29 protein-coding genes are annotated in these 25,569 nt (G+C 61.9%); 20 read left to right on the forward strand and 9 right to left on the reverse strand.

Annotation, left to right across the window (positions count from 1 at the left end):
- Positions 1 to 39 precede the first annotated feature (39 nt).
- On the forward strand, positions 40 to 534 hold the full coding sequence (locus tag JQ567_RS10200; protein WP_212211256.1) for a GNAT family N-acetyltransferase: 495 nt from the start codon (positions 40 to 42) through the stop codon (positions 532 to 534).
- A gap of 53 nt (positions 535 to 587) precedes the next feature.
- Here JQ567_RS10200 and JQ567_RS10205 read toward each other — a convergent pair whose 3' ends face one another.
- Both JQ567_RS10205 and JQ567_RS10210 read right to left on the reverse strand, forming a co-directional pair.
- A complete protein-coding gene (locus tag JQ567_RS10205; RefSeq protein ID WP_212438680.1) occupies positions 588 to 770 on the reverse strand; it encodes a hypothetical protein in 183 nt (60 codons plus the stop codon).
- Between the two features lie 146 nt (positions 771 to 916).
- Complete coding sequence (locus JQ567_RS10210; protein ID WP_212438714.1) at positions 917 to 1,342, reverse strand: helix-turn-helix domain-containing protein; 426 nt, start codon at positions 1,340 to 1,342, stop codon at positions 917 to 919.
- Positions 1,343 to 1,480: 138 nt separating this feature from the next.
- Between JQ567_RS10210 and JQ567_RS10215 the strand changes: the two genes are divergently transcribed.
- From JQ567_RS10215 to JQ567_RS10225, 3 genes are read left to right on the forward strand one after another with little or no spacing between them, the layout of a single operon-like run.
- Entirely contained in the window at positions 1,481 to 1,873 is a 393-nt protein-coding gene (locus tag JQ567_RS10215; RefSeq protein ID WP_212438681.1) for a DoxX family protein, read from the forward strand.
- Between the two features lie 24 nt (positions 1,874 to 1,897).
- On the forward strand, positions 1,898 to 2,401 hold the full coding sequence (locus tag JQ567_RS10220) for a DsrE family protein (protein WP_212438682.1): 504 nt from the start codon (positions 1,898 to 1,900) through the stop codon (positions 2,399 to 2,401).
- A 46-nt stretch (positions 2,402 to 2,447) separates the two neighbouring features.
- Positions 2,448 to 3,059 carry a TlpA disulfide reductase family protein gene (locus JQ567_RS10225; RefSeq protein ID WP_212438683.1) on the forward strand — a complete coding sequence of 204 codons (612 nt, stop codon included), beginning with the start codon at positions 2,448 to 2,450 and terminating at the stop codon, positions 3,057 to 3,059.
- A gap of 33 nt (positions 3,060 to 3,092) precedes the next feature.
- On the opposite strand, the gene JQ567_RS10230 is transcribed toward JQ567_RS10225, so the two are convergent.
- Positions 3,093 to 3,629 carry an invasion associated locus B family protein gene (locus JQ567_RS10230; RefSeq protein ID WP_212438684.1) on the reverse strand — a complete coding sequence of 179 codons (537 nt, stop codon included), beginning with the start codon at positions 3,627 to 3,629 and terminating at the stop codon, positions 3,093 to 3,095.
- A gap of 484 nt (positions 3,630 to 4,113) precedes the next feature.
- On the opposite strand from JQ567_RS10230, the gene coxB reads away from it, so the two are divergent.
- From coxB to JQ567_RS10290, 12 genes are all read left to right on the forward strand, one after another.
- Positions 4,114 to 4,953 carry a cytochrome c oxidase subunit II gene (coxB, locus tag JQ567_RS10235; protein ID WP_212265273.1) on the forward strand — a complete coding sequence of 280 codons (840 nt, stop codon included), beginning with the start codon at positions 4,114 to 4,116 and terminating at the stop codon, positions 4,951 to 4,953.
- A 95-nt stretch (positions 4,954 to 5,048) separates the two neighbouring features.
- A complete protein-coding gene (ctaD, locus tag JQ567_RS10240) occupies positions 5,049 to 6,668 on the forward strand; it encodes a cytochrome c oxidase subunit I (RefSeq protein WP_212438685.1) in 1,620 nt (539 codons plus the stop codon).
- Positions 6,669 to 6,731: 63 nt separating this feature from the next.
- Positions 6,732 to 7,667, forward strand: a complete 936-nt coding sequence (locus JQ567_RS10245; RefSeq protein WP_212438686.1) for a heme o synthase — start codon at positions 6,732 to 6,734, stop codon at positions 7,665 to 7,667.
- Positions 7,668 to 7,685: 18 nt separating this feature from the next.
- On the forward strand, positions 7,686 to 7,850 hold the full coding sequence (locus JQ567_RS10250; RefSeq protein WP_212036692.1) for a CoxF protein: 165 nt from the start codon (positions 7,686 to 7,688) through the stop codon (positions 7,848 to 7,850).
- Between the two features lie 10 nt (positions 7,851 to 7,860).
- Positions 7,861 to 8,502 (forward strand): cytochrome c oxidase assembly protein, encoded by a 642-nt coding sequence (locus tag JQ567_RS10255; protein WP_212438687.1) that lies wholly within the window; start codon positions 7,861 to 7,863, stop codon positions 8,500 to 8,502.
- Between the two features lie 92 nt (positions 8,503 to 8,594).
- On the forward strand, positions 8,595 to 9,491 hold the full coding sequence (locus JQ567_RS10260; protein WP_212438688.1) for a cytochrome c oxidase subunit 3: 897 nt from the start codon (positions 8,595 to 8,597) through the stop codon (positions 9,489 to 9,491).
- Positions 9,492 to 9,847: 356 nt separating this feature from the next.
- Positions 9,848 to 10,921, forward strand: coding sequence for a hypothetical protein (locus JQ567_RS10265; protein ID WP_212438689.1), 1,074 nt, complete (start codon positions 9,848 to 9,850; stop codon positions 10,919 to 10,921).
- Between the two features lie 274 nt (positions 10,922 to 11,195).
- Positions 11,196 to 12,056 (forward strand): outer membrane protein, encoded by an 861-nt coding sequence (locus JQ567_RS10270; protein ID WP_212438690.1) that lies wholly within the window; start codon positions 11,196 to 11,198, stop codon positions 12,054 to 12,056.
- A gap of 596 nt (positions 12,057 to 12,652) precedes the next feature.
- Positions 12,653 to 13,039 carry a DUF983 domain-containing protein gene (locus JQ567_RS10275; protein ID WP_212438691.1) on the forward strand — a complete coding sequence of 129 codons (387 nt, stop codon included), beginning with the start codon at positions 12,653 to 12,655 and terminating at the stop codon, positions 13,037 to 13,039.
- Entirely contained in the window at positions 13,036 to 13,812 is a 777-nt protein-coding gene (locus JQ567_RS10280; protein WP_212438692.1) for an SURF1 family protein, read from the forward strand. The genes JQ567_RS10275 and JQ567_RS10280 overlap by 4 nt, the downstream gene beginning before the upstream one ends.
- A gap of 200 nt (positions 13,813 to 14,012) precedes the next feature.
- Entirely contained in the window at positions 14,013 to 15,254 is a 1,242-nt protein-coding gene (locus JQ567_RS10285) for a threonine ammonia-lyase (protein WP_212438715.1), read from the forward strand.
- Between the two features lie 103 nt (positions 15,255 to 15,357).
- Positions 15,358 to 16,542, forward strand: coding sequence for an NADH:flavin oxidoreductase/NADH oxidase (locus JQ567_RS10290; RefSeq protein WP_212438693.1), 1,185 nt, complete (start codon positions 15,358 to 15,360; stop codon positions 16,540 to 16,542).
- Positions 16,543 to 16,660: 118 nt separating this feature from the next.
- Here the strand turns inward: JQ567_RS10290 and JQ567_RS10295 are convergent, their stop codons facing one another.
- The 4 genes from JQ567_RS10295 to JQ567_RS10310 all read right to left on the reverse strand — a co-directional run bounded on the left by JQ567_RS10295 (position 16,661) and on the right by JQ567_RS10310 (position 20,897).
- The gene (locus tag JQ567_RS10295; protein WP_212438694.1) at positions 16,661 to 17,758 is read right to left on the reverse strand and encodes an ABC transporter ATP-binding protein; all 1,098 of its coding nucleotides are present in this window, start codon (positions 17,756 to 17,758) and stop codon (positions 16,661 to 16,663) included.
- A 77-nt stretch (positions 17,759 to 17,835) separates the two neighbouring features.
- Entirely contained in the window at positions 17,836 to 19,122 is a 1,287-nt protein-coding gene (locus JQ567_RS10300) for an ABC transporter substrate-binding protein (RefSeq protein WP_212438695.1), read from the reverse strand.
- Positions 19,123 to 19,181: 59 nt separating this feature from the next.
- Positions 19,182 to 20,018 carry a carbohydrate ABC transporter permease gene (locus JQ567_RS10305; protein ID WP_212438696.1) on the reverse strand — a complete coding sequence of 279 codons (837 nt, stop codon included), beginning with the start codon at positions 20,016 to 20,018 and terminating at the stop codon, positions 19,182 to 19,184.
- Positions 20,019 to 20,048: 30 nt separating this feature from the next.
- Positions 20,049 to 20,897 (reverse strand): carbohydrate ABC transporter permease, encoded by an 849-nt coding sequence (locus tag JQ567_RS10310; RefSeq protein ID WP_249165366.1) that lies wholly within the window; start codon positions 20,895 to 20,897, stop codon positions 20,049 to 20,051.
- A 466-nt stretch (positions 20,898 to 21,363) separates the two neighbouring features.
- Here JQ567_RS10310 and JQ567_RS10315 point away from each other — a divergent pair, with 466 nt between their 5' ends.
- Positions 21,364 to 21,789, forward strand: a complete 426-nt coding sequence (locus JQ567_RS10315) for a nuclear transport factor 2 family protein (protein ID WP_249165367.1) — start codon at positions 21,364 to 21,366, stop codon at positions 21,787 to 21,789.
- A gap of 84 nt (positions 21,790 to 21,873) precedes the next feature.
- Here the strand turns inward: JQ567_RS10315 and JQ567_RS10320 are convergent, their stop codons facing one another.
- Positions 21,874 to 23,142, reverse strand: coding sequence for an ATP-binding protein (locus tag JQ567_RS10320; RefSeq protein WP_312017378.1), 1,269 nt, complete (start codon positions 23,140 to 23,142; stop codon positions 21,874 to 21,876).
- Between the two features lie 134 nt (positions 23,143 to 23,276).
- On the opposite strand from JQ567_RS10320, the gene JQ567_RS10325 reads away from it, so the two are divergent.
- Together JQ567_RS10325 and JQ567_RS10330 are read left to right on the forward strand one after the other, a co-directional pair.
- Complete coding sequence (locus JQ567_RS10325) at positions 23,277 to 23,921, forward strand: response regulator transcription factor (RefSeq protein WP_212036681.1); 645 nt, start codon at positions 23,277 to 23,279, stop codon at positions 23,919 to 23,921.
- A 132-nt stretch (positions 23,922 to 24,053) separates the two neighbouring features.
- Positions 24,054 to 24,416 carry a hypothetical protein gene (locus JQ567_RS10330; RefSeq protein ID WP_212438717.1) on the forward strand — a complete coding sequence of 121 codons (363 nt, stop codon included), beginning with the start codon at positions 24,054 to 24,056 and terminating at the stop codon, positions 24,414 to 24,416.
- Positions 24,417 to 24,497: 81 nt separating this feature from the next.
- Here JQ567_RS10330 and JQ567_RS10335 read toward each other — a convergent pair whose 3' ends face one another.
- On the reverse strand, positions 24,498 to 24,821 hold the full coding sequence (locus JQ567_RS10335; RefSeq protein WP_212438698.1) for a hypothetical protein: 324 nt from the start codon (positions 24,819 to 24,821) through the stop codon (positions 24,498 to 24,500).
- 120 nt (positions 24,822 to 24,941) lie between these two features.
- Here JQ567_RS10335 and JQ567_RS10340 point away from each other — a divergent pair, with 120 nt between their 5' ends.
- A complete protein-coding gene (locus JQ567_RS10340; RefSeq protein WP_212438699.1) occupies positions 24,942 to 25,352 on the forward strand; it encodes a hypothetical protein in 411 nt (136 codons plus the stop codon).
- The last annotated feature ends 217 nt before the right edge of the window (positions 25,353 to 25,569 follow it).

The following is a 25,569-nucleotide window of genomic DNA, read 5'->3' on the forward strand; positions in this document are numbered from 1 at the left end:
CCGTTTCGCGAGGGGCGGGAGAGTCTCGCTGCAAGTACGATGGCTACAATCGAAATTGTTCCGATAACGCAAGGCCATATCGACGGCTTTCACCGCACCCTCGATATCGTCGCGCGGGAGCGGCGCTATTTGTCGTTCCTGGAGGCCCCGCCGCTGGAAGCGACGCGGGCGTTCATTCTCGACCTAATCGAGCAGGGTTATCCGCAATTTGTCGCCCTGTCGGGCGGTGAAGTCATCGGCTGGTGCGATGTGACCCCGAAGCCACGGCCGATTTATGCCCATAACGGCGTTCTCGGCATGGGCCTTTTGCCGCAATTCAGGGGGCGGGGCATCGGCAAGCGCCTGATCGCGCAGGCGCTCGGCGCCGCACAGGCCTTCGGGCTGCAGCGGGTCGAACTGACGGTCCGGGAAAACAACGTGAACGCGATCGCGCTCTATAAGAAGGTCGGCTTCGAGATCGAAGGCGTGCAGCGCGAGGCCATCCTGGTCGATGGCAAACACGAAAACCTGATCCTGATGGGGCTGCTGTTCTAGCGGCAGGGCCAAGAAAAACCTGACGACGAAAAACCTGACGACGCCCAATCAGATCAGGGTTGGTGCTGGCGGCGCCCGGTTGCCAATCCCGACGCCGCGTCTCGCGGGGACTTCACACCGTGCTCGACGCGCACGATTTCAAACCATTTGCCGCCGGATACGATGCTGAGTTGCTCCCCGGTCAGCTCGCTTTTCGCAGCGTCTGCACGGGTCTCGAACGTACGGTCGTTCGTCATGGTGGTTTCCCTCTGCGTTGATGGGGAAACCTTGGCAGGATGGCGGTCGCCCTGGCTGTGAGCGAGGTCACTGTGTCGTTCCGCGTCATTGCGAGCCATCGGGCGCGCATTCGCGCGACCCGGTGGCTCGCAATGACGGAGAAATCTCACGGCAGCTTGTCATGTCCCTCGCCGAGCCCGGCGCTTTTGTCACTGGAAGAACCCTTGGGCCGCGCCGCGGTCGCAAAGCCATGCTCCTGCGACCAGCGAAACAGTTCATCGAACACCGGTTTGAGGGCCCTCGCCGATGGCGTGATCTCATATTCGACGCGCGGCGGCACCTCGGGATAGACGGTGCGCTTCACGAGTCCGTTGGCCTCAAGATCGCGCAGCTGCGTCGTCAGCATGTGCTGGGTGACGCCGGGGATCGATTGGTGCAATTCGCCGAACCGGTGCTTGCGCTGGACCAATTGCCAGAGAATTTCGCCCTTCCATTTACCGGCCAAGACCCCCAGCGCGCGATGAAACTGCTCCACCACCCCGCGCTGACACGGTTCCGCGGCGGCAATATCGTTGCTTTCTGCAATAGTCATCTTTTTCATACTACCTCACAAAAAGCATCCTACTTGTACTTTTCATCTTACTCCCGAATTTTGTGTGTCGAAAGCCTCGGGGTCGGCCACGGCGTTGTGGCTGCGGCCTGAACCGCTGGAACATATCGGGAGCGACCCATGTCACTTGCTGCTGCATCGACGCCGCCGCGCTGGAAGTCCGCCGGTCTCTGGGTCGTCAGAGGATTGCTGGCCCTTGCCTTTGCAGGCGCAGGCGGCGCCAAGCTCTATGGCGTGCCGATGCTGGTTGAGGAATTTCAGCACATCGGACTTGGTCAATGGTTCCGCTATTTGACCGGGGCGCTGGAATTGCTCGGGGCCATCCTCATCCTCGTGCCGTCGCTGGCGGCCTTCGGCGCCGTGCTGCTGATCTGCATCATGATCGGCGCGACCGTCACTCATCTCTTTGTGATCGGCGGCTCGGCTGTGCCTGCTCTGGTGCTGTTGGCACTGAGCGCCATCGTCGCCTACGCCAAGCGCGACCAGATCGCATCGCTTGCCAGGCACTTGTGAACAAGCATTTGTGAGGCCGCTGCCATGCGCCTTTCTCGCCGCGAATTGACGATTGCCGCGGGGCTCATCCTGGCCTTCGTGGTGCCGCTGACCGTGACGCTGTTGCTGACAGGATCGGAGGCGGCGAGCTCAAAGCCGCAAGCGAAGGCCGCTCCGGTCGGCGTGCATCGGCTGGTGCTGCCGATCAACACCGATGATCCCACCACGATGCGGGCCTTGATCTCGACCTCGCTCAACCTTCCAAAATACTACCAGGAGCGGAACGAGGCGTTCACGATCGAAGTCGTCGCCTACAACGCCGGCGTTCACATGCTGCGCGCCGACACTTCGCCGGTGAAGGACATGCTGCGGATATTAAGGACGGTCAACACGAATATCCGCTTCGTGGTCTGCGACGCCACCAAGCTCGGCATGGAGCGCCAGGAGGGGCGTCCGGTGATCCTGATCGATGGCGTCGATCTGGTGCCGAGCGGGCCGGGGCGCATTATCGAGTTGCAGGAAGCCGGCTGGTCCTACATCCGATCGTGATGCTTGGTCTCAGGCCTTATTCAGAACTGCACACGGAGTGTCCGGCATGACGTCGCCTCGCAGCCCAACCCGCCGCGCCATTGTCGCGGGGATCATGGGTGCGGCCGCCTCGCTTGCGATCCCGGCGTTGCCGGGTCGCGCCGCGGCCGGCGGGCCGCCGCCATTCGGAACGGCCCGGCATCAGTTCACCCTGGTTCGCGGCGCACGGCCGGTCCCGCCGATCCCAATCCCGCGTCTCGGCGGAGGCGCGCTCGATCTGGCGTCCTTCCGCGGAAAGGTGGTGCTCGTCAATTTCTGGGCGACCTGGTGTGCGGCCTGCCGCACGGAATTGCCGATACTGGATCAACTCGCGGAAAGCCGCCGCGCAGACCTTATGGTCGTCGCCATCACCACCGATCGCGATCGATCGGTGGTCGCGCCGTTCGTCCGGCAGCTGAAGCTTCGCCATCTCGGAATCGGCTTCGATCCCGGCGGACTGGTGGGACGTGCCGGCGCAAGCGACGGTGTCGACACGCCCTTCGCGCTTTACGGCATGCCGATCACCTTCCTGCTCGGCGTCACCGGGCAAGTCGAAGGCTACATCACGGGTGAAGCGGACTGGCTCTCGATCGAGGCGCGCCGGCTGTTCGACTACTACGCCGGCGCCGCGCGTGACTAAGCGAAGCGGACGTTGAGGCGAGCGCCCGGCGCCTCACGGCAGCTTGTCATACCCCTCGCCGATCCCGTTCAGGCTGAGCGGAAACCCGATGCCCTCTTCCGGGGTCTCGAAGATAATAAAGGTCGCGGTCTTGGCGGTGCGGAGCTGGCCGAGCAGCTTTTCGTCCATCACGACTTCGGCAACGCAGCCATTGGGCAGGCATCTGACAAAACCGGCGCGGCCGACGTCCTGATTGTCCAGTTTCAGGCCGAGCCCGGAGGGCAGCAGCACGCCCAAGGGGGCCACCACCCGCATCAGCTTGCTCTTCTGGTCGGCGGTCTTGAGCACGATCACGGTGAGGCCGGCGTTGGAGCGGTCTTCGGCTACCACGCTCTGGATCAGGGCGCATTGCTCGCCTTGGGCGCCCGGCGGGGTGTCGCAGCGGATCTGCCAGTCGCCATGGACCGAGCGCACCGCGCCCTGGGCGCTGGCAGCCTCTGTCAGGCCGAGCAGGAGCGCGGCGGCGAGCAGCCCGCCGAGCCAGCGGCCTGGCCCTGGCTTGCGTCCTGCCTGATGTTTTGAACGCCTCATCCGGGTCGATCCTCTGAATGGTTTCTCGGACTGATACGTAATGACGGCGCCTTGAAGGCGGTCTTTCGCTAAATCTCGAAGCAACTCCCAAGCCGGGTACCAAGCCTAACACCAAGCCGGGAAGGGCGCTTCAGCGGCGAATCAGGTCCCCGCGGCGCACCCTGTCTGTGCGTACATCCAGTAATCCGCCTGTCAAGCGGTGCAGCTGGACAAAAAGGCGGGTTTTGCCTGATTCACCGGGAAAACCTGACATGCAGAGATTAGCCGGTGACGCATGGCTTTGGCCCCCACTACTGCATTGCGAGAGCCTGCGAATTATGGTTTGAGAGGCTGGATTTCGAAGCGTTCTAGCGATCTGGCCCCGGTACTTTTGAGGTGTGCATCCAAGCCACCTCCGGCGGGCTGTTTGTAGGGGCGGATCGTGCGGCATTTCCGGCCATCCGGTGGGGATGCTTTGGGGATTTATCAAGGGAGCGCGAGCGGCATGAAGATGTCGAAGGGCCAGATTGGCCGGCGGTTGCTGGGATTTGCGGTGGCGGGCATGGCCCTTGTCGCCGGCGGTACGGCGTCAGCCGAATTGGGGCAGCCAGCGCCGTGGGAATGGACCCTGCAGGAATCCGCCACGCCTGTGATGGACTACATCATCTGGTTCCATAATTGGCTGGTCGGCACCATCACCGTGATCACGCTGTTCGTGCTGGTGCTGCTGGTCATGGTCGTCGTCAAGTTCAACGCCAAGGCCAACCCGGTCCCCTCCAAGACCACCCACAACACCCTGATCGAAGTGGCCTGGACCCTGATCCCGGTGCTGATTCTGGTCGCGATCGCGGTGCCGTCGTTCCGGCTGCTGTTTCTGCAGCTCGACGTGCCAAAGGCCGATCTCACCATCAAGGCGACCGGCAAGCAGTGGTACTGGAGCTACGCCTATCCCGATCACGGCAAGTTCGAGTTCGATTCGCTGATGGCGGCGGACAAGAAGCCCCGGCTGCTCGGCGTCGACAATGAGATGGTGGTGCCGGTCAACAAGGTGGTCAAGGTTCTGACCACCGGTGCTGACGTCATCCACGCTTTCGCGGTGCCGGCCTTCGGCATCAAGATCGACGCCATCCCCGGCCGTCTGAACGAGACCTGGTTCAAGGCCACCAAGACCGGGATGTTCTACGGCCAGTGCTCCGAACTGTGCGGCAAGGATCACGCCTTCATGCCGATCGCGGTGCGGGTCGTGAGCGATCAGGAGTTCGCGGCCTGGGTGGAAACCGCGAAGAAGAAATATGCGACCAACCCGGCGAATTCATACGCCTCGGCTGGCGCGGTGGCGCAGTAAGCCGCAAAGCTCAGGCAAGCTTAAGGCTTAGGCGCAAGGGACAAGGGCGACGGGACCGCAAGGTCCGAAAAGGGACTGCAAGGCAGGATTAGAACATGGCAACAGGCGCAGCGACACACCACGATCACGCCCATGATGACCACGCGCACGCGCATCCGACCGGATGGCGGCGCTTCGTCTATTCGACGAACCACAAGGACATCGGCACGATGTACCTGGTGTTCGCGGTCATCGCCGGCGTCATTGGCGCGGCGATGTCGATCGCGATCCGCATCGAGCTGATGTATCCCGGCGTCCAGCTGTTCCACGAAGCCCATACCTACAACGTGTTCGTGACCTCGCACGGCCTGATCATGATCTTCTTCATGGTGATGCCGGCGATGATCGGCGGCTTCGGCAACTGGTTCGTGCCGCTGATGATCGGAGCGCCCGACATGGCGTTCCCGCGCATGAACAACATCTCGTTCTGGCTGCTGCCGGCTTCGTTCGCGCTGCTTCTGATGTCCACCTTCGTCGAGGGTGAGCCGGGCGCCAACGGCGTCGGCGCGGGCTGGACCATTTACGCGCCGCTGTCGACCTCGGGCCATCCGGGACCGGCGGTCGATTTCGCGATCCTGGCGCTGCATCTGGCCGGCGCCTCGTCGATCCTCGGCGCCATCAACTTCATCACCACGATCTTCAACATGCGCGCGCCGGGCATGACCCTGCACAAGATGCCGCTGTTCGTCTGGTCGATCCTCGTCACCGTCTTCCTGCTGCTGTTGTCGCTGCCGGTGCTCGCCGGTGCGATCACCATGCTGTTGACCGACCGCAATTTCGGCACCACCTTCTTCTCGGCCGACGGCGGCGGCGACCCGCTGCTGTTCCAGCATCTGTTCTGGTTCTTCGGCCATCCCGAAGTGTACATCCTGATCCTGCCCGGCTTCGGCATGATCAGCCAGATCGTCTCGACCTTCTCGAAGAAGCCCGTGTTCGGCTATCTCGGCATGGCCTACGCCATGGTCGCGATCGGCGGCATCGGCTTCGTGGTGTGGGCGCACCACATGTACACGGTCGGCATGTCCAGCGCGACGCAGGCCTATTTCGTCGCCGCCACCATGGTGATCGCGGTGCCGACCGGCGTGAAGATCTTCTCCTGGATCGCCACGATGTGGGGGGGCTCGATCGAGTTCAAGACGCCGATGCTGTGGGCGATCGGCTTCATCTTCCTGTTCACGCTCGGCGGCGTCACCGGCGTCGTGCTGGCCAACGCCGGCGTCGACCGCGTGCTGCAGGAAACCTATTACGTCGTCGCGCACTTCCACTACGTGCTGTCGCTCGGCGCCGTGTTCGCGATCTTCGCCGGCTGGTACTACTGGTTCCCGAAGATGTCCGGCTACATGTATTCGGAAACCATCGGCAAGCTGCACTTCTGGGTCACCTTCGTCGGCGTCAACCTGGTGTTCTTCCCGCAGCATTTCCTCGGCCTGTCAGGCATGCCGCGCCGCTACATCGACTATCCGGATGCGTTCGCCGGCTGGAACCTGGTGTCCTCGCTCGGCTCCTACATCTCGGGTTTCGGCGTGCTGATCTTCATCTATGGCGTGGTCGACGCCTTCATCAAGAAGGAGCAGGCGGCGGACAATCCGTGGGGCCCCGGCGCCACCACGCTGGAATGGACGCTGTCGTCGCCGCCGCCCTTCCACCAGTTCGAAGTGCTGCCGCGGGTGCAATAAACCTTGTAATTCGCGGCGCGCTCTTTCGGGCGCGCCGCGGCCTAGAACCAAGCGAGATCAATCTTGTCGGTCGTCGATCACAACGCCATCGAGTTGCCCCGGATTTCCGAGGCCGAGGTCGGCGACTACCTCGCGCTCCTGAAGCCGCGGGTGATGTCGCTGGTGATCTTCACCGCACTGGTCGGCCTCGTGATCGCGCCCGGCCATATCCACCCGATCCTCGCCTTCACTTCCATCCTCTGCATCGCGGTCGGCGCCGGCGCCTCCGGTGCGCTGAACATGGCCTATGAGGGCGATATCGACGCGTTGATGTCGCGCACCGCCAACCGGCCGATCCCGCGCGGCCGCATCACGCGCGAGGAGGCCACCGCGTTCGGGCTGATCCTGGCGTTCTTCTCGGTGATGACGCTCGGCATCCTCGTCAACTGGCTCGCGGGCGGGCTGCTCGCGTTCACGATCTTCTTCTACGTCGTGATCTACACCATGCTCCTGAAGCGCTGGACCGCGCAGAACATCGTGATCGGCGGCGCCGCCGGCGCGCTGCCGCCGGTGGTGGCGTGGGCCGCGGCGACCGGCTCGCTGTCGATGGAGCCGGTGCTGCTGTTCCTGATCATCTTCTTCTGGACCCCGCCGCATTTCTGGGCGCTGGCGCTGTTCCGCAGCGACGATTATGCCCGCGCCGGCGTGCCGATGCTGCCGGTCGTTGCCGGCCCCGACGCGACCCGGCTGCAGATCCTGCTCTATACGGTCGTACTGGTCGCGATCGCCGTCGCCCCCTGGCCGCTCGGCTATTTCGACGCGATCTATGGCATCACCTCGCTGGTGCTCGGCGCCGGCATGATGGCGCTGGCGATCAACGTCTACCGCCGCCGCGAGGGTACCCCGGCGCTGCGTGCGACGCGACGGCTGTTTGCTTTCTCGATCCTTTATCTGTTCGCGCTGTTCGCCACGCTGCTGCTCGAGGTTGTCGTGCGCGGCGTCATGGCCGCGATCGGGTAGGGGGCGCATGGGACCGGAATGGACGACAAGCGGATGCCAGATGGAATCGTCCTCACCGAGGCGCAGAAAAGAAGCCGGCGCCAGCGGTCGGTCGCGATTGCGCTCGCGCTCGTCGTGCTCGTCGTGCTGTTTTTCGCCGTCACCATGGTCAAGGGGCCGGCCGTTCTAGTTCGGCCGATGTAGGCAGGTGGACATGGCAAACCAACCGATCGCGCAAAGGGAACCGGAGGCAAGCCGCAAGGCTTCGCGCCGCGGCCTGACGCGCGATGCGATGGTGGCCTCGATCTGCGGTTTCGTCGTGGTGTTCATGGTCGGCGCGGCCTATGCCGCCGTTCCCTTCTATAACTGGTTCTGCCGCGCCACCGGCTTCAACGGCACCACCCAGGTCGCTACCTCGGCGCCTTCGCAGGGCCCGCTGGCGCGCAAAATCTCGGTGCGGTTCGATGCCAATGTCGGCGCCGGCCTGCCGTGGAAGTTCGAGCCGGAGCAGAACGAGATCGAGGTCAGGATCGGCGAGGTGGTCACCGTTTTCTATACGGTGACCAACCAGGCGGCGCGACCCACGGTCGGCCAGGCCGCGTACAACGTGACCCCGCTGACGGTCGGCGCGTATTTCCAGAAGATCAACTGCTTCTGCTTCACCGAACAGACCATGGCGCCGGGCGAGAAGCGCGAGATGCCGGTCGTGTTCTACGTCGATCCGGCGCTGATCGCCGACAGCGAAAATGACGGGCTGAACACCATCACGCTGTCCTACACCTTCTATCCCGTGCGCGATCCGGCGCCGAAGCCAGTGGCTTCGGGCGAGCCGGACAAGCGCAAGGGAAGCCTGTAACTCCGGGAATTTCGGCTTTCCGAAATTTCCAACTTTGAATTTTGAGACGAAGATGTGCCGAAGGATACGGCACCGCTAACGGAGAGACCGCAATGGCTACGGCGCACGCGAAGCATCACGACTACCACCTCGTCGATCCGAGCCCGTGGCCGGTCGTCGGCTCGATCTCGGCCTTCATCATGGCCGTCGGCGCCGTCGGCTGGATGCACCATATGTATGCGGCGGCACCGATCGTGTTCGGCGCCGGCACCATCGGCGTGCTCTACACCATGGCGAGCTGGTGGGGCGACGTGATCCGCGAAGCCCAGTTCAAGGGCGACCACACCCGCGTGGTGCAGATCAGCCACCGTTACGGCATGATCCTGTTCATCGCCTCCGAGGTGATGTTCTTCGTGGCCTGGTTCTGGGCCTTCTTCAATTCCGCGCTGTTCCCGGCCGATGCCATTCACGCCACCCGCGACGCGGTGTTCGGCTGTGGCGCCGGCACCGCGGCTGGCGCCTGCAGCGTGCCGGGCACCTGGCCGCCGAAGGGCATCGAGACCTTCGACCCCTGGCATCTGCCGCTCCTGAATACGCTGCTGCTGCTGACCTCGGGCACCACGGTGACCTGGGCGCATCACGCGCTCTTGGAGAACGACCGCAAGGGCCTGAAATACGGCCTGATCCTCACCGTCGTGCTCGGCGCGTTGTTCACCTGCGTGCAGGCCTATGAATACGCCCACGCCACATTCCACTTCTCCGGCAACATGTATGGCGCGACCTTCTTCATGGCGACCGGCTTCCACGGTTTCCACGTGCTGGTCGGCACCGTGTTCCTGCTGGTCTGCCTGTTCCGCGCCTATGCCGGACACTTCACGCCGACCCAACATCTCGGCTTCGAATTCGCCGCCTGGTACTGGCACTTCGTCGACGTGGTGTGGTTGTTCCTGTTCATCTGCATCTATGTCTGGTTCCGCGGCGCTGACGCTGTCGGGCACGCCGCGCATTGATCTGACATCATTGTGTTACGAGAGGGCGGCCGCAGGGCCGCCCTTTTTCTTTCGTTTGCCTTTTGGGCTAACGATCGAGATGCGTGTATCGCCGGGCGTTAACCATCCTCATGCTGACACGGTCACCGACGGGTGAAGTCTCGGATCGTGACAGCATGGAGACCGGTTCACCGCTAACCGGAGCGGCTTGTCGATTTGGGTAATCCTTCTGCGCACTCACTCTTGCGTCGCCCCCCGAATACTCTGAACAGGCTACCGGGCGGTCGGGGGAGCTCCCGCGCGTGCCGATAGACTGAACGATTAAACGCCGGACGATATTGAACATCGCGAATTTCGAAAATTGGAGGAGCCGCCTTTTGGCGGCGACGCGCGTGCCGAAGAGTCGGAGCAAGCGCGATTGGATCGCGGGCGCGCACCCGGACGAGGTATCGATCTTTTCTCAGCCTTGGTTCGTGGATATCGCGTACAGGAAGGAGCACCGGGTAGCCAAAGCATTCAACAAAGCCGGCAAGCTAATATGCGCTTTTCCATATTGCCAAACTAACGTACTGGGCATTTTTCCAAGGATAACTAGTTTAGATAACTGGAGACGCCTCAGCTCATTCGTCTTTCTCGACAAACACATAAGTGATGAAGAGAAACGAGGTGCGATTGCCGATATTATAAAGCAGCTTCCCAGATCGATTGGTTACTGCCAATTCATCCTGGATGATGATTCCGGCATCATTCGCGATGCGTTCATCAAAGCCGGGTTTGAATGCATCAAAATACCCAAATACGTCCGTCCACCCAGCAAACAAAATTATGAACGTGACGCGTATGCGCAAGCCAGAGACAAAGTACTGAAAACCATTTCAAGAGACGGAAGAACTAGATACAGAACCGCATTAGAACAAGCAAAAATAGAAGATATCTCAGCCTCTGACTTTTGTAAGTTTTACCAGAGCAATCTTACTAGTAATGGCGCACAGAGCTATGCCCCGCTGAGCATTGCAGAGGCACTCATCGAGAATGGCGTCCGTCGTCAGAAAGCGTTCGCGCTTGCGGTAAAAGACAAAGACGGCGTAGAAGCCGCCGCCGCTTTCCTGTTTGATTCAGGAGCGATCTATGCGTGGATGGCAACCAGAAAGTATCATCCGCAAAGCACAAAATTTCGTGGTGATGATAAACATAAAAAATATTTCATAGATATATTGGTCATCGAAGCCATGATCTTCGCAGAATTGCATGGCCTAATTTATGATGCCGAAATTGTTCCTGTTGAAACAGACGGCGCCCCCAGAAATCCGCACAAAGTTTTTGTCAACGAGAAGATACTTCACCTTTCGAAAAGAGAATCCAGATTTCGTTTCGAAAGAGTGGGGTGGTGGTACCATGGGGCAAGGCGGTTTTTTTACACGGCAAGGGATTTTTGCAAAGCGACCGGTTGATATGATCGGATGATGCTCAACTTGACCGTCGGGGGCCGATCCTAAGCGCGGCCTTGATGCGCTCGCTGATGAGGCGGCGCTCTTGCTCGGCTACACCACGATGCCGATCGTCAGCGATTGGCGTTCGCCAGGCCGGCGGACGCGTTGGCAAGAGCGGAACAAGGTTCCGCATGTTCGTCCGAAATGTCTCGACTGTGGCTTGAACGATACATCTGGGCACGATGAACCCGTTTAAGCTTTGGACCGGGCCATTCACGAGCGCTTGGGGCTTTCTATGAGAAAACTTGCTTTGGCAGTATCCGTTCTCGCGGCCAGCGCAATGGGCGCATCCGCTGCCGACATGGCTGTGAAAGCCCCTCGCTATAACGCGCCCGAAGCCGCGGTTTCGACTTGGACAGGCTTCTATGTTGGAGTCTCGCTCGGCGGCGAGCAGGCCAACGCCGATTGGACTACTACTTCGATTGGCGTTGTCGCACCGGGCTTTGTAATTCCTCCCCCAACCGTAGACGGTAGTTCGCCGAGACGCTTTAGCCCCTCAAGCGGTCGCTTCGGCGGCTTTGCCGGATACGACTACCAGTTCGCGCCTCAATGGGTTGCAGGCATTGTCCTCGATGCCGCCTATTTTAACGGCACGGTCACGACGGTGGGGGCGCCCGGCTGCACGGTCACTTGCATTTTGGGTGTCCCGGGACCCGGGGCCGATGTATCGAGCGTAAGAGCCAGATGGGATGCGAATGTGCGGGGCCGGCTCGGATATCTGGTAACTCCCAATGTTCTGCTCTATGGGACTGGCGGTATTGCGTTCCAGAACTTCTCCAACTCCATAACCTGCGAAACCAGCTTTACTGATCCCCTTTGCGGCCCAACTCCAATCCCCCTTCTTACGACGGCGACGAACAGCTCCACCCGAACGGGCTGGACGGCCGGCGTCGGCATCGACGCGAAAATCTTCGCAAACTGGATGCTTCGTGCTGAGTATCGTTACTCGGACTTCGGAACGTGGAGCAATTCGCTGGTGCTGGTATCCCCCGGTGTTTCAGTTGTAACGGTAGCCACGGATTTGAAACTCAATACGCACATCGGAATGATAGGAATAGGGTACCGGTTTGGTGGCCCCGTCGTTGCAAGGTACTGAGTTCTCCAAACTTTCCATCCTTTAAAGCCACGCACACCTCCCTTTGTGCCGCTTAGGGCAGTCGCCTCGAAGGCGCTGGAGAAAAATGGGTCTGCGGTGTCGCGGCCCGCGATAAACTGTTTCCGGCATTCCAGCAGACAGGCTTGGGAATGCGGAGATCGCTCGCGAGTTGCTTCATCGAGGGCGAGGAGTGCGCAAGCGGATGGTGCGATCAGGTTGAGCATTGTCGTTCGTCCGCTATTCCCACGCTTGCGATGCCGACGAGATCGCTGCGAGAGAGAATCGTGCGGGTCTTTGTCCGGATCGATCATCGCGCCGTGGGACTGGCGGCACCGGAACAAAACGGCCATTATTCACTCGGGGAGCCTTGAAGTGGAGGCAACCCGGTAGTACGCGAATGGCTCTCCAATAAGTAGCTTGCGGTACATATGAAGGTGGCGTAGGCCGCCTCCGGCCGCCGGTTCTTAGAACGCCGACGCTTCGCGTCGGCTAGGGCACCGAATGAGGGGTCTGTCGCGGCGGATAGAGACCCCTCACCCGCCGTCGCTTCGCGAGTGCACCCTCTCCCACAAGGGGAGAGGGGAAGAAGGATGCAAATGGACGAGACACCCCCCACGCTGACCGAGAGCGCGCTGCGCGGCATCGCCTGCCGGTGCCCACGCTGCGGCAAGGGCAAGCTCTACGCCGGCTTCATCAATTTGCGGCCGAACTGCGAGGCCTGCGGGCTCGATTACGCCTTCATCGACGCCGGCGACGGGCCCGCGATCTTCATCATCATGATCGCCGGCGCGATCGTGGTCGGATCGGCCCTGGTCGTGGAGATAAAATACCAGCCGCCGTTCTGGCTGCATGCGGCGCTGTGGCTGCCGCTGATTCTGGCGACCACGCTGTTGCCGCTGCGGTCGATGAAGTCGCTGCTGATCGCGCTGCAATACCATCACAAGGCTGCCCCCGGCCGCCTGATCGACCGCGAGCCGAAATGACCGGCGCTGTTGCGCGGCGGCGTGGCACGCTCGGCTTTGCCATCTTCACGCTCGTGATGATCGTGACCTGCCTGAGCCTTGGGATCTGGCAATTGCAGCGGCGCGTCCAGAAGCACGCGCTGATCGCCGCCCTGAACGAAAGGCTGGCCGATGCGCCCAGGGCGCTGCCGGAACAGACCCAATGGGGCACGCTGACACCGGCCAAAGACGAATTCCGCCGCGTCAGTTTCACCGGAGCTTACGCGCGGCTTCCCGATGTGATGGTCTATAGCTCCGGCTCTTCGGTCCGCAACGACGTGTCCGGTCCCGGCACCTGGGCGTTCCTGCCGGCGCAAAGCGCCGATGGGGCAATCGTCGCGGTCAATACCGGCTTCGTGCAGAACACGATGCAGGATCGCGCCCAGCAGGATCGCGCGGTCGGACGTCTCGTCACCGGCCAGCCGGTCAAATTCACCGGCTACCTCCGCTTTCCGGAGGCCGCCGGCACGCTGACGCCGTCAGAGAATATCGCCATGCGGCTCTGGTTCACCCGCGATCATCTTGCGATGGCGCGCGCGCTCGGCTGGGGCGAGGGCGGCAAGGCGGTCGCGCCGTTTTATATCGATCTGGAATCACCGGTGCCCGAGAGCGGCATCCCGAAACCGGGGCCGCTCAATGTCCATCTCAAGGACGACCACATGCAATACGCCATCACCTGGTTCGGCCTGGCGGCGGCGGTCGTGATCGCATTCGGCGTGTGGTGGCGCGCGCAGCGGAATACGGCAGCTTCGTAGCTTCGTGGCGTCGTAGGGTGGGTTAGCGAAGCGTAACCCACCTTCTTCGTCCCTTACTCGGTGGGTTACGCCTTCGCTAACCCACCCTACGAAGCCACTGTATTTTTTCCTGAAATGGCTTCATAGCGCGGATTAGCGTAGCCATAGCCCGCCGTCGTTGCCCTTACTGCGTGGAACGTGTCAGCAGAGATTCGATGACCATGACCGAGACGTTGAAAGCTTCCCTCGCGCACCTGCCGGTTACCCTTCGCGATATCGAGGCGGCGGCAGGCGTGCTCGCCGGCTTCGTGAAGCGGACGAGCTTCGAGCCTAGTCGTACGTTGTCCGACATCACGGGCGCGAACGTATGGCTGAAATTCGAAAACCTGCAGTTTACGGCGACGTTCAAGGAGCGCGGCGCGCTCAATCGGCTGTCTGCGTTATCGGCCGACGAACGGCGGCGCGGTGTGACAGCCGCCTCGGCGGGCAACCACGCACAGGGCGTGGCCTATCACGCGGCCTGCCTCTCGATCCCTGCAACCATCTTCATGCCGGTGGGAACTCCAACTGTGAAGATCGAGAACACGCGCCGGCACGGTGCGACCGTGATCGAGGGTGGGGCGACGCTGGAGGATACCGCCGCCCTCGCCACCGAGTACGGTCGAAAACAGGGATTGACGTATATCCATCCCTATGACGATCCGATGATCATCGCCGGTCAGGGTACCATCGCGCTCGAGATGCTGGCTTCGGTGCCCGATCTCGACGTCCTGATTGTTCCAATCGGGGGCGGCGGCCTGATATCCGGCATGGCCGTTGCCGCCAAGACCCTCAAGCCGGATATCGAGATCGTCGGCGTTCAGGCCGCGCTTTATCCCTCGATGTACAACCTCATCAAGGGGGAACATCTTCCGATGCGCGGTGATACGCTCGCGGAGGGCATTGCCGTCAAGGCGCCCGGTCAGATCACGTCGAAGATCGTGCGCGCGCTCGTCGATGATATCGTGCTCGTCACCGAACAGCAGATTGAGCACGCGTTGAGCCTTTTCATCACCATCGAGAAGTCGGTGACCGAGGGCGCGGGGGCGGCGGGCCTGGCGGCCGTACTCGCCGATCAGGCCCGCTTCAAGGGCCGTTCGCTCGGCCTGGTGCTGAGCGGCGGCAATATCGACACGCGGCTCCTGTCCGGTGTGCTGACGCGTCAACTCGCGAGGGAAGGCCGGCTTTCGAAGCTGAAGTTCGACATCGTGGATCGGCCCGGACAGCTCGGCACAGTTGTCGCCGTCCTCGCCAAGGCAGGCGCCAATATCGTCGAGGTGTCGCATCAACGCATCTTCACCGACCTGCCAGCCAAGGCGGTGGTCCTTGAGGTTGTCATCGAAACCCGAGACCGGACCCATCTTGAGGCGACCATCGCCTCACTGAAGGCCGCCAGCCTCGATGTCGATGTCGGTGGCGACTAGGGGGCCGAAGCGTCGCTGCATGCATGACATGCAAGGGCTGGCTGGACCGTGGATTTCAAATAATGGATCATTCGCTACCCGCAGTTCACGCCACAGGCCACCGATGTCAGACGCGCCCTCCGCCGAACCCGCACGCCCCCTGCTGTTCCAGCCGTTCAAGATCCGCGATCTGACGCTGAAGAACCGCCTGGTGGTGCCGCCGATGGTGCATTACCGCGCCGATCCCGGTGCGACCTGCGGCATGTTTCATCAGGTGCATCTCGGCCGTTACGCGCTCGGCGGTTTTGGTCTGGTGTTCGTCGAGGCCACCGGCGTCGAGGAAGTCGGCCTGATCAACGAGTTCGATCTCGGCATCTGGAACGAGGCCCAGGTCGAAAGTTTCAAGCCGCTGATATCATTCATGAGGCGGGAGAACACCGCGATCGGTCTTCAGCTCGCGCATGGCGGCCGCAAATCGTCCTCGCAAAAGGCGATGGACGGCATGGGTCCGCTGACGCCGGAAGAGATCAAGGCCGGTGCCAAGCTGTGGCAGCCGGTCGGTCCGACCAGCGAGCCGGTGGCGCCGGGATGGCTGACGCCGCGCCAGCTCACCGCCGAAGACTGCCGCGCCATGGTGAAGACCTGGGCGCACGCCGCGAAAAACGCGGTCAAGGCGGGCTTCGACGTGATCGAGGTTCATATGGCCCATGGCTATCTGCTGGCCTCGTTCCTGTCGCCGATTTCAAACACCCGCAACGACGAGTATGGCGGCGACCGCAACGGCCGCATGCGGCTGCCGCTCGACATCGTCGAGGCGGTGCGGCAACAGATGCCGGACACGATGCCGCTGTTCGTGCGCGTGTCCTCGGTCGACGGCGCGCAGAACGGCTGGAACATGGATGACACGGTGGCGCTGGCGCATGAATTGAAAGCGCGCGGCGTCGATGTGGTCGACTGTTCCTCCGGCGGCATCTCGGGCTCGGCGACGGCGGCACAAGTGCCGCGCGGCCTCGGTTTCCAGGTGCCTTATGCCGAACGGGTCCGCAAGGAAGTCGACATCGCGACCATGGCGGTCGGCATTATCCTCGAGGCCGAGCAGGCCGAAGCGGTGCTGGAAAAAGGCCAGGCCGATCTGATCGCGGTCGGGCGGCAATCGCAGTACAACCCCAACATCGCCCATCACTGGGCCCATGATCTCGGCATCAACCGCAGATTCGAGGACTGGGCGCCCGAATATGGCTGGTGGCTGGAAAAGCGGATCCGGACCATGGAAGGGTTTGCCAGCCCGACCGGTGCCGTGAAGCGGTGAGGGTGTTATTTCGTAGGGTGGGCAAAGCGAAGCGTGCCCACCACTTCGCGCAGCATTCGCCGAACGATGGTGGGCACGTCGCAAGCGCTCCTTTGCCCACCCTGCGAAGTGACGTCGCTTAACCCGTAATCGGCAATTCCGTCTCCGGATCGAAGAAATGCAGCCGGCCGGGCTGGGCCGAGACGCGGACCTGATCGCCACGCGCGATCACCGTCTCCGCGGGGACGCGGGCCACCGTGATGCCGTGGCTCCCCACGCGGGTCTCGAGCAGGATCTCGGAGCCGAGCTGCTCGACGACTTCGACATGGGCGTCAAAGCTGGCGCCCGGCGCGCCCTCGCCGAGCGCGAGATGTTCAGGCCGCGCCCCCATGATCACGGGCTTGCCGTGATAGGCCGCGAGCGCGCGCGCATCGGCGCCGCTAACCGTCAGCTTGAGGCCATCAGCCTCGACCGTCGTCGCACCGCCATCGCTGCGCACGGTGACGCTGACAAAATTCATCGCGGGCGCGCCGATGAAACCGGCGACGAATTTGTTGGCGGGCTTGCCGTAGACCTGCAGCGGCGTGCCGACCTGCTGCACCCGGCCGTCGCGCATGATGACGACCCGGTCGCCCAGCGTCATGGCCTCGACCTGGTCGTGGGTCACGAAAACAGACGTGGTCGGAATGGCGGCGTGCAGCCGCTTGATCTCGATCCGCATCTGCGCGCGCAGCTTGGCATCCAGGTTCGACAGCGGCTCGTCGAACAGGAATACTTCCGGATTGCGCACGATGCAGCGGCCGAGCGCGACGCGCTGCTGCTGTCCGCCGGACAATTGCTTCGGCTTGCGCGCCAGCAATTCGTGCAGTCCGAGCATGTTTGCCGCGCGGTCGATCGCGGTCTTGATTTCGGCTTCGGAAGTCTTCTTGTTGCGCAGGCCGAAGGCGAGATTGTCGTAGACGCTCATGTGCTGATAGAGCGCGTAGTTCTGGAACACCATCGCGATGTCGCGGTCGCGCGGCGGCAGGTCGTTGACGATCCGGTTGCCGATGCGGATGTCGCCGCTGGTGATGTCCTCCAGCCCTGCGATCATGCGCAGCGTCGTCGACTTGCCGCAGCCGGACGGGCCGACCAGCGCCACGAACTCCTTGTCGGCGATCTCGAGATCGACGTCCTTTACGGCGTGGAACAGCGAGCCATAATGCTTGTTGAGCTTGCTGAGTGAAATCGCTGCCATTTACCCGCCGTTACAGATTCAAAGTGGACCCAAAACAATCCCGCCGCGATTTCCCGCGGCGGGATTTTGCTTATCGACTATTGCGCCGCCTTGCTGACCAGTGGCGCGCCCTCGGCCAGCACTTTGGCGATATCCTCGCGCTTGCCGGTGACGGCCTTGGTGACGGTGTCGTTGAACGCCTTGTGCACGGCGGGCCATTGCGGGAAGTAATAGGCACCGCGCACCTTGTCCGGCGAATCCAGCACCGATTCCTTGAGCAGCTTCATGAACGCATCTTCCGCCGCGATTTCGGCCCAGAACTCGGTGTTGGGCGGCGGCGCGCCGGTCAGCTTGAACAGCTTCTTCTGGCCTTCCTTGTCGAGCATCATGGCTTCCAGCATCGCCTTGGCGGCCTTTTTGCGCTCAGGCGCGATCGATTTCGGGATCGCCCAGCCCCAGATATCATCCCAGGCGAACGGCTTGGCGCGGTCGGGACCGAGCGGGAAGCGCGTGGCGGCCACCTTGCCTGCGATCTTCGACTTGGCCGGATCGTTGAACGTGCCCCACCACAGCGAGTCCGCGACCGTGAATGCGGCGTCGCCGGCCATGAACACGGCGTTGGCCTCGTTGCGGTCGTAGGCCGGCATGCCGCGCGGCACGATCTTGTGGGTGTTGATCGCATCCCACCAATATTCGACCGTCTTCTGCATGCACGGCTCGGTCATGCCGGATTTCCACCCCGCAGCGGCGAGCTTGGCGTTGTCGCGCTCATAGGGCGGCAGCAGCACGTCGCAATTGTTGCCCCACATCGACCAGAACCAGCTGAACCAGCTGTTGTTCATCGACATGCCGCCGACATAGCCGAACTTGACCTTGCCGTCCGCCTGCAGCTTCTTGCTCGTCGTGACGAGTTGCTCCAGCGTCTTCGGCACGTCCTCCGGCTTGACGAGGTCGGAGCGGTAGAAGAACACGCTGAAGGTCTGGCCCATCGGCACGACCGTGTTCTGGCCTTGCGCGTTGGCGAACACGACCGGCGCCATGCTCCATTTGTCGGCAAACTTGTTGGCGGCGACGTCATCGGTCGGCTCCAGCAAATGCGCCCAGGTCTGGCCCCAATCGTCATTGTGCCAGATCACGTCGTACTGGTCCGAGTTCGAGGTCAGCGACGCCGTCATCTTCTCGACATAGACGCCGTAGGAGTTCGGCACCTTGACGATCTTGACGTTGTTCTTGGCGCCCCAGGCCTCGAACATCGCGATCGAGGCATCCTGGATCGGGCTCGGCTGGTAGCCGATCCGCAGTTCGGTCACCTGGGCGCTCGCGCTTCCCGCGGCGGCCCACAGGGCCACCGTCGTTGCGACAGCCAGTTTTGTCAGTTGCTTCATCGCTTCCCTCCCTCGTTTTTGGTGTTCTTCCCTCGTCGTATTCAGCGTCCCCGTCGTTTCTAGATACGCAGTCCCCGGATCACATATTTCTGCCCGAACAGCGCCACCAGGAACGCCGGCACCAGCGCCATCACGGCGGTCGCCGCCATCAAATTCCAGCGCAGTCCCATCTCGGTGACGAACTGCGCCATCACCACCGTGATCATCGGCACGCGGTTGCCGGTCAGGATCAGCGCGAACAGGAATTCGTTCCAGGTGAACAGCCAGCACAGCACCGCCAGCGCCGAGATCGCCGGCAGCGCCGACGGTATGGCGACGCGGATGAAGGCGCCCCAGCGCGTGCAGCCGTCGATCATCGCGGCGTATTCCATGCTGGGATCGATGCCGTCGAAAAACCCCTTCATCAGCCATGAGAAGAAGCAGATATGCACCGCGACATGCGGCAGCAGCAGGCCGGTATAGGTGTCGTAGATGCCCCAGCTTTGGGTCACGAAGTAGAGCGGCAGCACCCAGGAAATATAAGGCACGCAGCGGAACACATAGATCGTTCCGAACCAGATCCGCGACGCCGGCCCGGTGAAGCGCGACAGCATGTAGCCGCTCGAGACGGTGACCAGCAGCGAGAAGATGGTCGCCAGTGTCGAGATCAACGCGCTGTTGAGGAAGGCCGACACGATGCGGTCGTCGCTCAGCACCTCGGCGAAGCTGCCGAGCGTGAACTCGGTGCCGCGATGGACGTAATAGACGCCGGACTCCGGCCGCAGCGAGGTCAGGATCAGCCACAGCACCGGAAACGCGAACGCAAAGCAGATGCCGAACAGCGCCAGCGCGAACAGCGTCTTGCGGCTCCATTTCGGCAATCCCGGCAGGAAATCGGGGCGGGCTACGATCGGCATTGGAAATTCCTTGGGCTAAGTCCCTTGGGCTCATGCCTTTGCGATGCGGTCGACGAGGCGGTAGAGCACCACGCCGATCACGAGGATGATGAGCCCGCCGATGATCGCCGCCGCCGAGCCGCGGCCGAGATCGAGGTTGAGGAACGCGTGCACATAGGCATAGAGGCTGAACAGCTCGGTCGAGCGGCCCGGCCCGCCGCCGGTCAGCGTCCACACGATGTCGAAGGTGCGGAAGGCGTCGATGGCGCGGATCACCACGCACACCACGATGACAGGGCGCAGCATCGGCAGGGTCAGGAATCTGAACACGCGCCAGGTCGTGGTGCCGTCGATCGCGGCGGCCTCGAACGGCTCCTTCGGCAGGCTCTGTAAGCCGGCGAGCAGCAGCAGCGTGAACCACGGCGTCCACAGCCAGATGTCGGTGAGCAGGATAATGCCGAAGGCGCTCCAGCGCTGCACCAGCCACGGCTGGCCCTCCAGCCCGATCGCCTCCAGCACCGCGTTGACGATGCCGAACTGGTCGTTGAAAATCCAGCGGATCATGATTGCGGCCACGACCGGCGCCACCATCAGCGGCACCAGCAGGATGGTCTGCACCAGTTTTTGCCCACGAAACGGGCGGTTGAGCAGCAGCGCCAGCGCCAGTCCCGCCACCAGCGCCCCGGCCACGCTCAGGATCATGAACAGGAAGGTGTTCGGCAGCACCACGTAGAGAAACGCCGGATCCGACAGCACCGCGTAATAGTGACTGAAGCCGACCCATATCTTCTTCGGGTTATAGAGCGCCCAGTCGCGAAAGCTGGCATTGGCGCCGATCACGATCGGCAGCACCTGAAACAGCAGCATCAAGAGTGCCGCCGGCGCAATGAGAAACAGCATGAACCGCTGTTGCTCGCCGAACATTGGACGCCGCGATGCCGACAAGCCCGTTACCCCGCCTTTGCACCAGACTGTCACGACTCTTGTGGTCGGTACGTGCAGAAAGCCCCTTGCATCGGGATTATGGGCGCGGCGTCGGAGGCTAGTCAATCCGCATTGTGGCGTAGGCGGACGCGGGCCGCATGCAGTCGATGTGGCTGCAAGCACAGCGGCGGTGCGAACGGGCTGCCACGCTTGAATCCGCGTGCTCACCGTTTGCACGGATTGCCGCTACCAGAGATTGCTGGTTCGAAAGCACGGTTGTCTTGAATCCGCTGATCAATACCTGCCGCGGCCTCCGAGCGGATGACGAGCCACGCCGAGTGTCGGGGTGACGCATCATTGACCGCCTCGCGCCTGGAACTTCCGGGGATCCAGATAGTTTTTGGTTCCAAACTGAATTGCGGCTAACCGGTCGGTGCAGCCAATGGACATGTCGAACCGGCCCAAGGATATTGCCAAGGATATCGTGAAGGATATCGATCAGGTGGCCGTTGTCGTCGATTGGCTCGATGCCTGCCGGCGACATGAGCTTGGCCCGCTGCTCGACCTGTACGCGTCCGAGGCAAGCCTCGAATGTAACTGCGACGGCGGAAACACCTATGCGGGCCGGGCTGCGCTGGAATCGTATTGGCGGCCCCGGCTCGAGGCGTTCTCGCCCAATGCCTTTGGACTGGAAGAGATCACGCCTTCTGCCGACGGGGTCATGCTCGATTACCTGAGTTTCGAAGGCAAGCCCGTTCGCATCGTCTTCACGTTCGACGCTTCCGGGAAGATTCTACAAACACGTTGCGGCCCGTACGCGCCGGCAACGGCGCCGGATGTCGTTGGTGCGCGGGATCACGCCTGGTGACGACGCGGTCGCGGTCGCCACTCCAGCTTTCAACCTGATGTTCTTTCGCGCTGCTTCCTTCGCTGCATGGGCCGGCAGTGCGCCTCACACGCCAGCCGGCAAACGGCATCGGACATAGGTCCGACTGTCCTGCCGCTTGAATTCGAATGTCCCGCTCAGCGCCCGGACGCGCTCGTGCATTCCCGTCAGTCCACGGCCAAAGGGTTGGTCCGGCGTAAATCCAACGCCATCGTCGGAAATTTCCACCAATACCTGGTTTCCTTCGATCGCGGCTTCCACGCTTATCGCGCTGGCATTGGCGTGCCTGAGGACATTGGTCACGCCCTCCTGGATAACCCGGTAGATGGTCTGGGAAAGCAGCCCGTCGACGTCGTTCAGACCGGGATCGATCCGCACATTTAACTTGAGGCCGGGCGCCTGCGATCGCGCATACTGCAGCAGGGTCTGGACACTCTTCTCGAGTCCGAGTTCCTGGATGTGAAGCGGCCGCAACCGGTCGAGGATACGGCGGTTCGCAAGTTGCAACGCCTCGACCGATTTAAGCATCGCCTCGACCGAAGCGCCGAGCTTCTTGTGCTGTGCCGCGCCATCCTGTAGCGCCACCGCGTTGGCCCGGATCCCGAACAACAATGGCCCGAGCTCGTCATGAAGGTCGCGCGCGATGTCGCGGCGCTCATCGTCCTGCAGCGAGACGACCTTCCGCAGCAGGCTGCGATTGTCCTGGCTCAGTTGGTTCAGCGTGCGTGCGAGTTCATTGGCCAGTTCGGAACTCTTGCGAATCTCCGGCGGACCCGTCGCCGCGATCAGGTGCTGATAGTCCCCCGTCCGCATCCGGGTCAGGCCTTCACCCAGATTCCGCAGCGCGTCGACCACGGTTCCTGCGGTCAAATAGGCGATAATGCCGGTCACGAGCATCAGGGCGATGACGGATGAAATGAGGGCGAGAAAGCCGACCCATTTCTCGTAGATGTCGGCTGAAAGATCGGGTGAAGACAGGATGTCGCCGACCTGCTTTCCATCGATCCTCACCGGAAACGAGGCGCCGATCTCCGGCAGGCCGAGAAGATCGACGAACCAGTGCGGCACGCGTCCAAGGGGGGTGCGTATCTCCGCCGGCGACGGCGTGGTCGTCTCTGTACCGGTACGGCGGAAGCGGATGGCTTCGGATGTGCCCAGCGCCTGCACAAATGCGTCGAGCGTTTGCTGCGGGTTGGCGGTCGTCAGCAGCGCGCTGTTGAGCGCCTCGGCAACCACCTTTGCCGACCGCGATGCCGGCTCGCTTTCATCCACCAGTTGAGCCGGAGCGAAAAGCTGCAGCGAAACGGCCCCGAGCAGCAGCGCGGCCACGAACATGGTGCCGAGTGGGAGAATCAGCCGCATGCGAAGGGAAAGATTCTGCCACATTCGGACTATTCTAACTCCCGTAGCGCAGGTTTCTCTTTTCAATTATCGCGAAATGCCTATTTATCCCAAATGGGGCTGCAAGGATGCAGAACATCGCCAAATCGGCAACCAGGATCCTGATCGTCGACGACCATCCTGTGGTCGTTTCCGGATGCCGTTCGCTGTTTGCATCGGACGCTACGGTGAAAATTGACGAGGCCGCGGACGCAAAATCCGGTCACAAGGCCTTTATGACGCGACGACCGGATGTCACAATCATCGATATCAAACTTCCCGACGTCTCGGGGTTTGAGCTGATGCGACGGATCCGCAAGGAGGATCCGGACGCCAAAATCATCATGTTCAGCATGAATGACGACCCTGCCTTCGTGGTTCGCGCGGTGGAGATGGGCGCGCAGGGTTACGTCGCCAAGGGCGACGATCCGCGGACGCTGGTAAAGGCCGTTCGCAAGGTGGCTTCGGGAGAGAATTTCATCTCGCCGCAACTGGCGGAGGCGGTGACTTTCTCGGGCGCTTCCATCAAGGCCAATCCGGCCTCGCAAATGACCGCGCGCGAACTGGAAATCCTGCGCCTGCTGGGCCGCGGCGACAAAATCGTCGAAGTCGCCGACGCGCTCGATATTTCCTACAAGACCGTGGCCAACACCACCTCGCTGCTGAAGCAGAAACTCGGCGCCAAGAACCATTCCGACTTGATCCGGATCGCCGTCGAGATGGAACTGGGCTGACCGGCGTCAGAAAACTGAACTGGCCGCGCCTGTCGGCGCGACCGTCCATACCGCCGGTGCTTGCTTTCGTCGGGGCAATGGATCGATGAAAGCAGCACCGGGCGAATCAGCGTTTCAGTAGTGACGACGGTGATGACGCCAGCCGTAATGGTGCCCGCGACCCCGGCCCCAACCGTAATGGTGACCTCGGCCACCGCGGCCCATGCGATGCCCGTGACCGTGCCCACGTCCGTGCTTGACCTGGGTCACCCCGTCATCCGACACGGTGAGCGGCGCAATCCCCTGATCGGCGCGCTGGCGTTTGCCGCAACGAGCGTAGCCGGGACCGCGATGGCTGCCGAATATTACGTGGTTCGCGACAGCACCACGAAGAAGTGCACCGTGGTCGAAACCAAGCCGACCAGCACGACCACCACCATCGTCGACAACGGCATCTTCAAGACCAAGACGGAAGCCGAGACCGGCATGAAGACGACCAAGGTCTGCACGGAGTAACGACAGACCCTTCCAGGAGAAAGGGCCGCGATGTTGCCGCGGCCCTTTTTGCGTTTCGATTTGGCTGTGCGTGCCCGTCAGTTACGGTCGCTCGACATTGGTGATGGTTTTGGTCCCGCCCGCGTCGCTGAGCGTAAACTTGACCCGGTCGCCGGCGTGCAGGACGTTCAACAGATTGCCCTGGATCTTGGTCTTGAGCTCTTCGGCAGGACCGTCTGTTTTAGCACCGGCGGTGTTGGCGCCGACGGTGCCGCTCTGCGTTGGCGTCCGGTGCAACTGGATTGCGATCGTCCCGTCGGTCCGGTCAATTCGCGTGACCGTTCCCGTCATCGCTTGCTGGGCTGAGGCCGCTGAAACGAGGGTAAGGGCGGCCAGTCCAGCCAGCATGATCTTTGCCGTTTTCATGGAAGTCTCCCGGAATTCGAAGCGTTGACGATAATGCCGACAGGACCGGATTGTTCCCGCCGCATTTTGGTTTGGTAAGTGCAATCTGATCTGTTTGTGTGTTCTTAATCTGATGTGTTTGTGTGTTTTTTTCATGTGAGCGGGCTTGCAGGCCTCGAAATCGATTTGAGACAGGTTCGTCGCAAGGTCGTAATGCTGGCGATGGCGCTCACATTTGGCGGTGTCGTGTTGCCTGAAGCCGAGGCCGGCGCTGCAGAAATTCGAACGGCGAATGTTCCGCTCGCAATGACGGTTGGCTGCGACAAATCGGCCCGACGGGCAAATCAGTTCCGATTTTCGGAAATCGTGTCAAGCCCTGAAACAAAAAATATTTCTGTTTACCAGAAAGGCAAATCAGGGGCATATGTTTGGCCATCCCGTCCCACTCAGAGGGCGTCGGCCGTCGTCACGGACGTTGGACGGGTTGCGGTGGACGCTGATGTGCTGGCGACGAACGGCACTGAGGCGTACGGCGAAGTCGTGTGGTCCTGACGCCCCGTTGCTGGCGTCACGTTCTTGAGAAGCCAAAAGCTGATCGGGAGCAATGGTGGCAAGAAAGCCCGTTCACCAGGGAGAGCACGATATAAGCCGTAAAGCCATTGCGCAGGGAAGGCCGGGTGTTCTCCGCTGGACCTGTATGCTCGTGTGCATTTTGTTTTGTGCAAACCGCACGCGGGACCGCGGGTGCAGCGCGCACCCGGTCTTCCCT

It is taken from the genome of Bradyrhizobium sp. AUGA SZCCT0431 (genome assembly GCF_018131065.1).
In the GTDB taxonomy this organism is placed as follows: Bacteria; Pseudomonadota; Alphaproteobacteria; order Rhizobiales; family Xanthobacteraceae; genus Bradyrhizobium.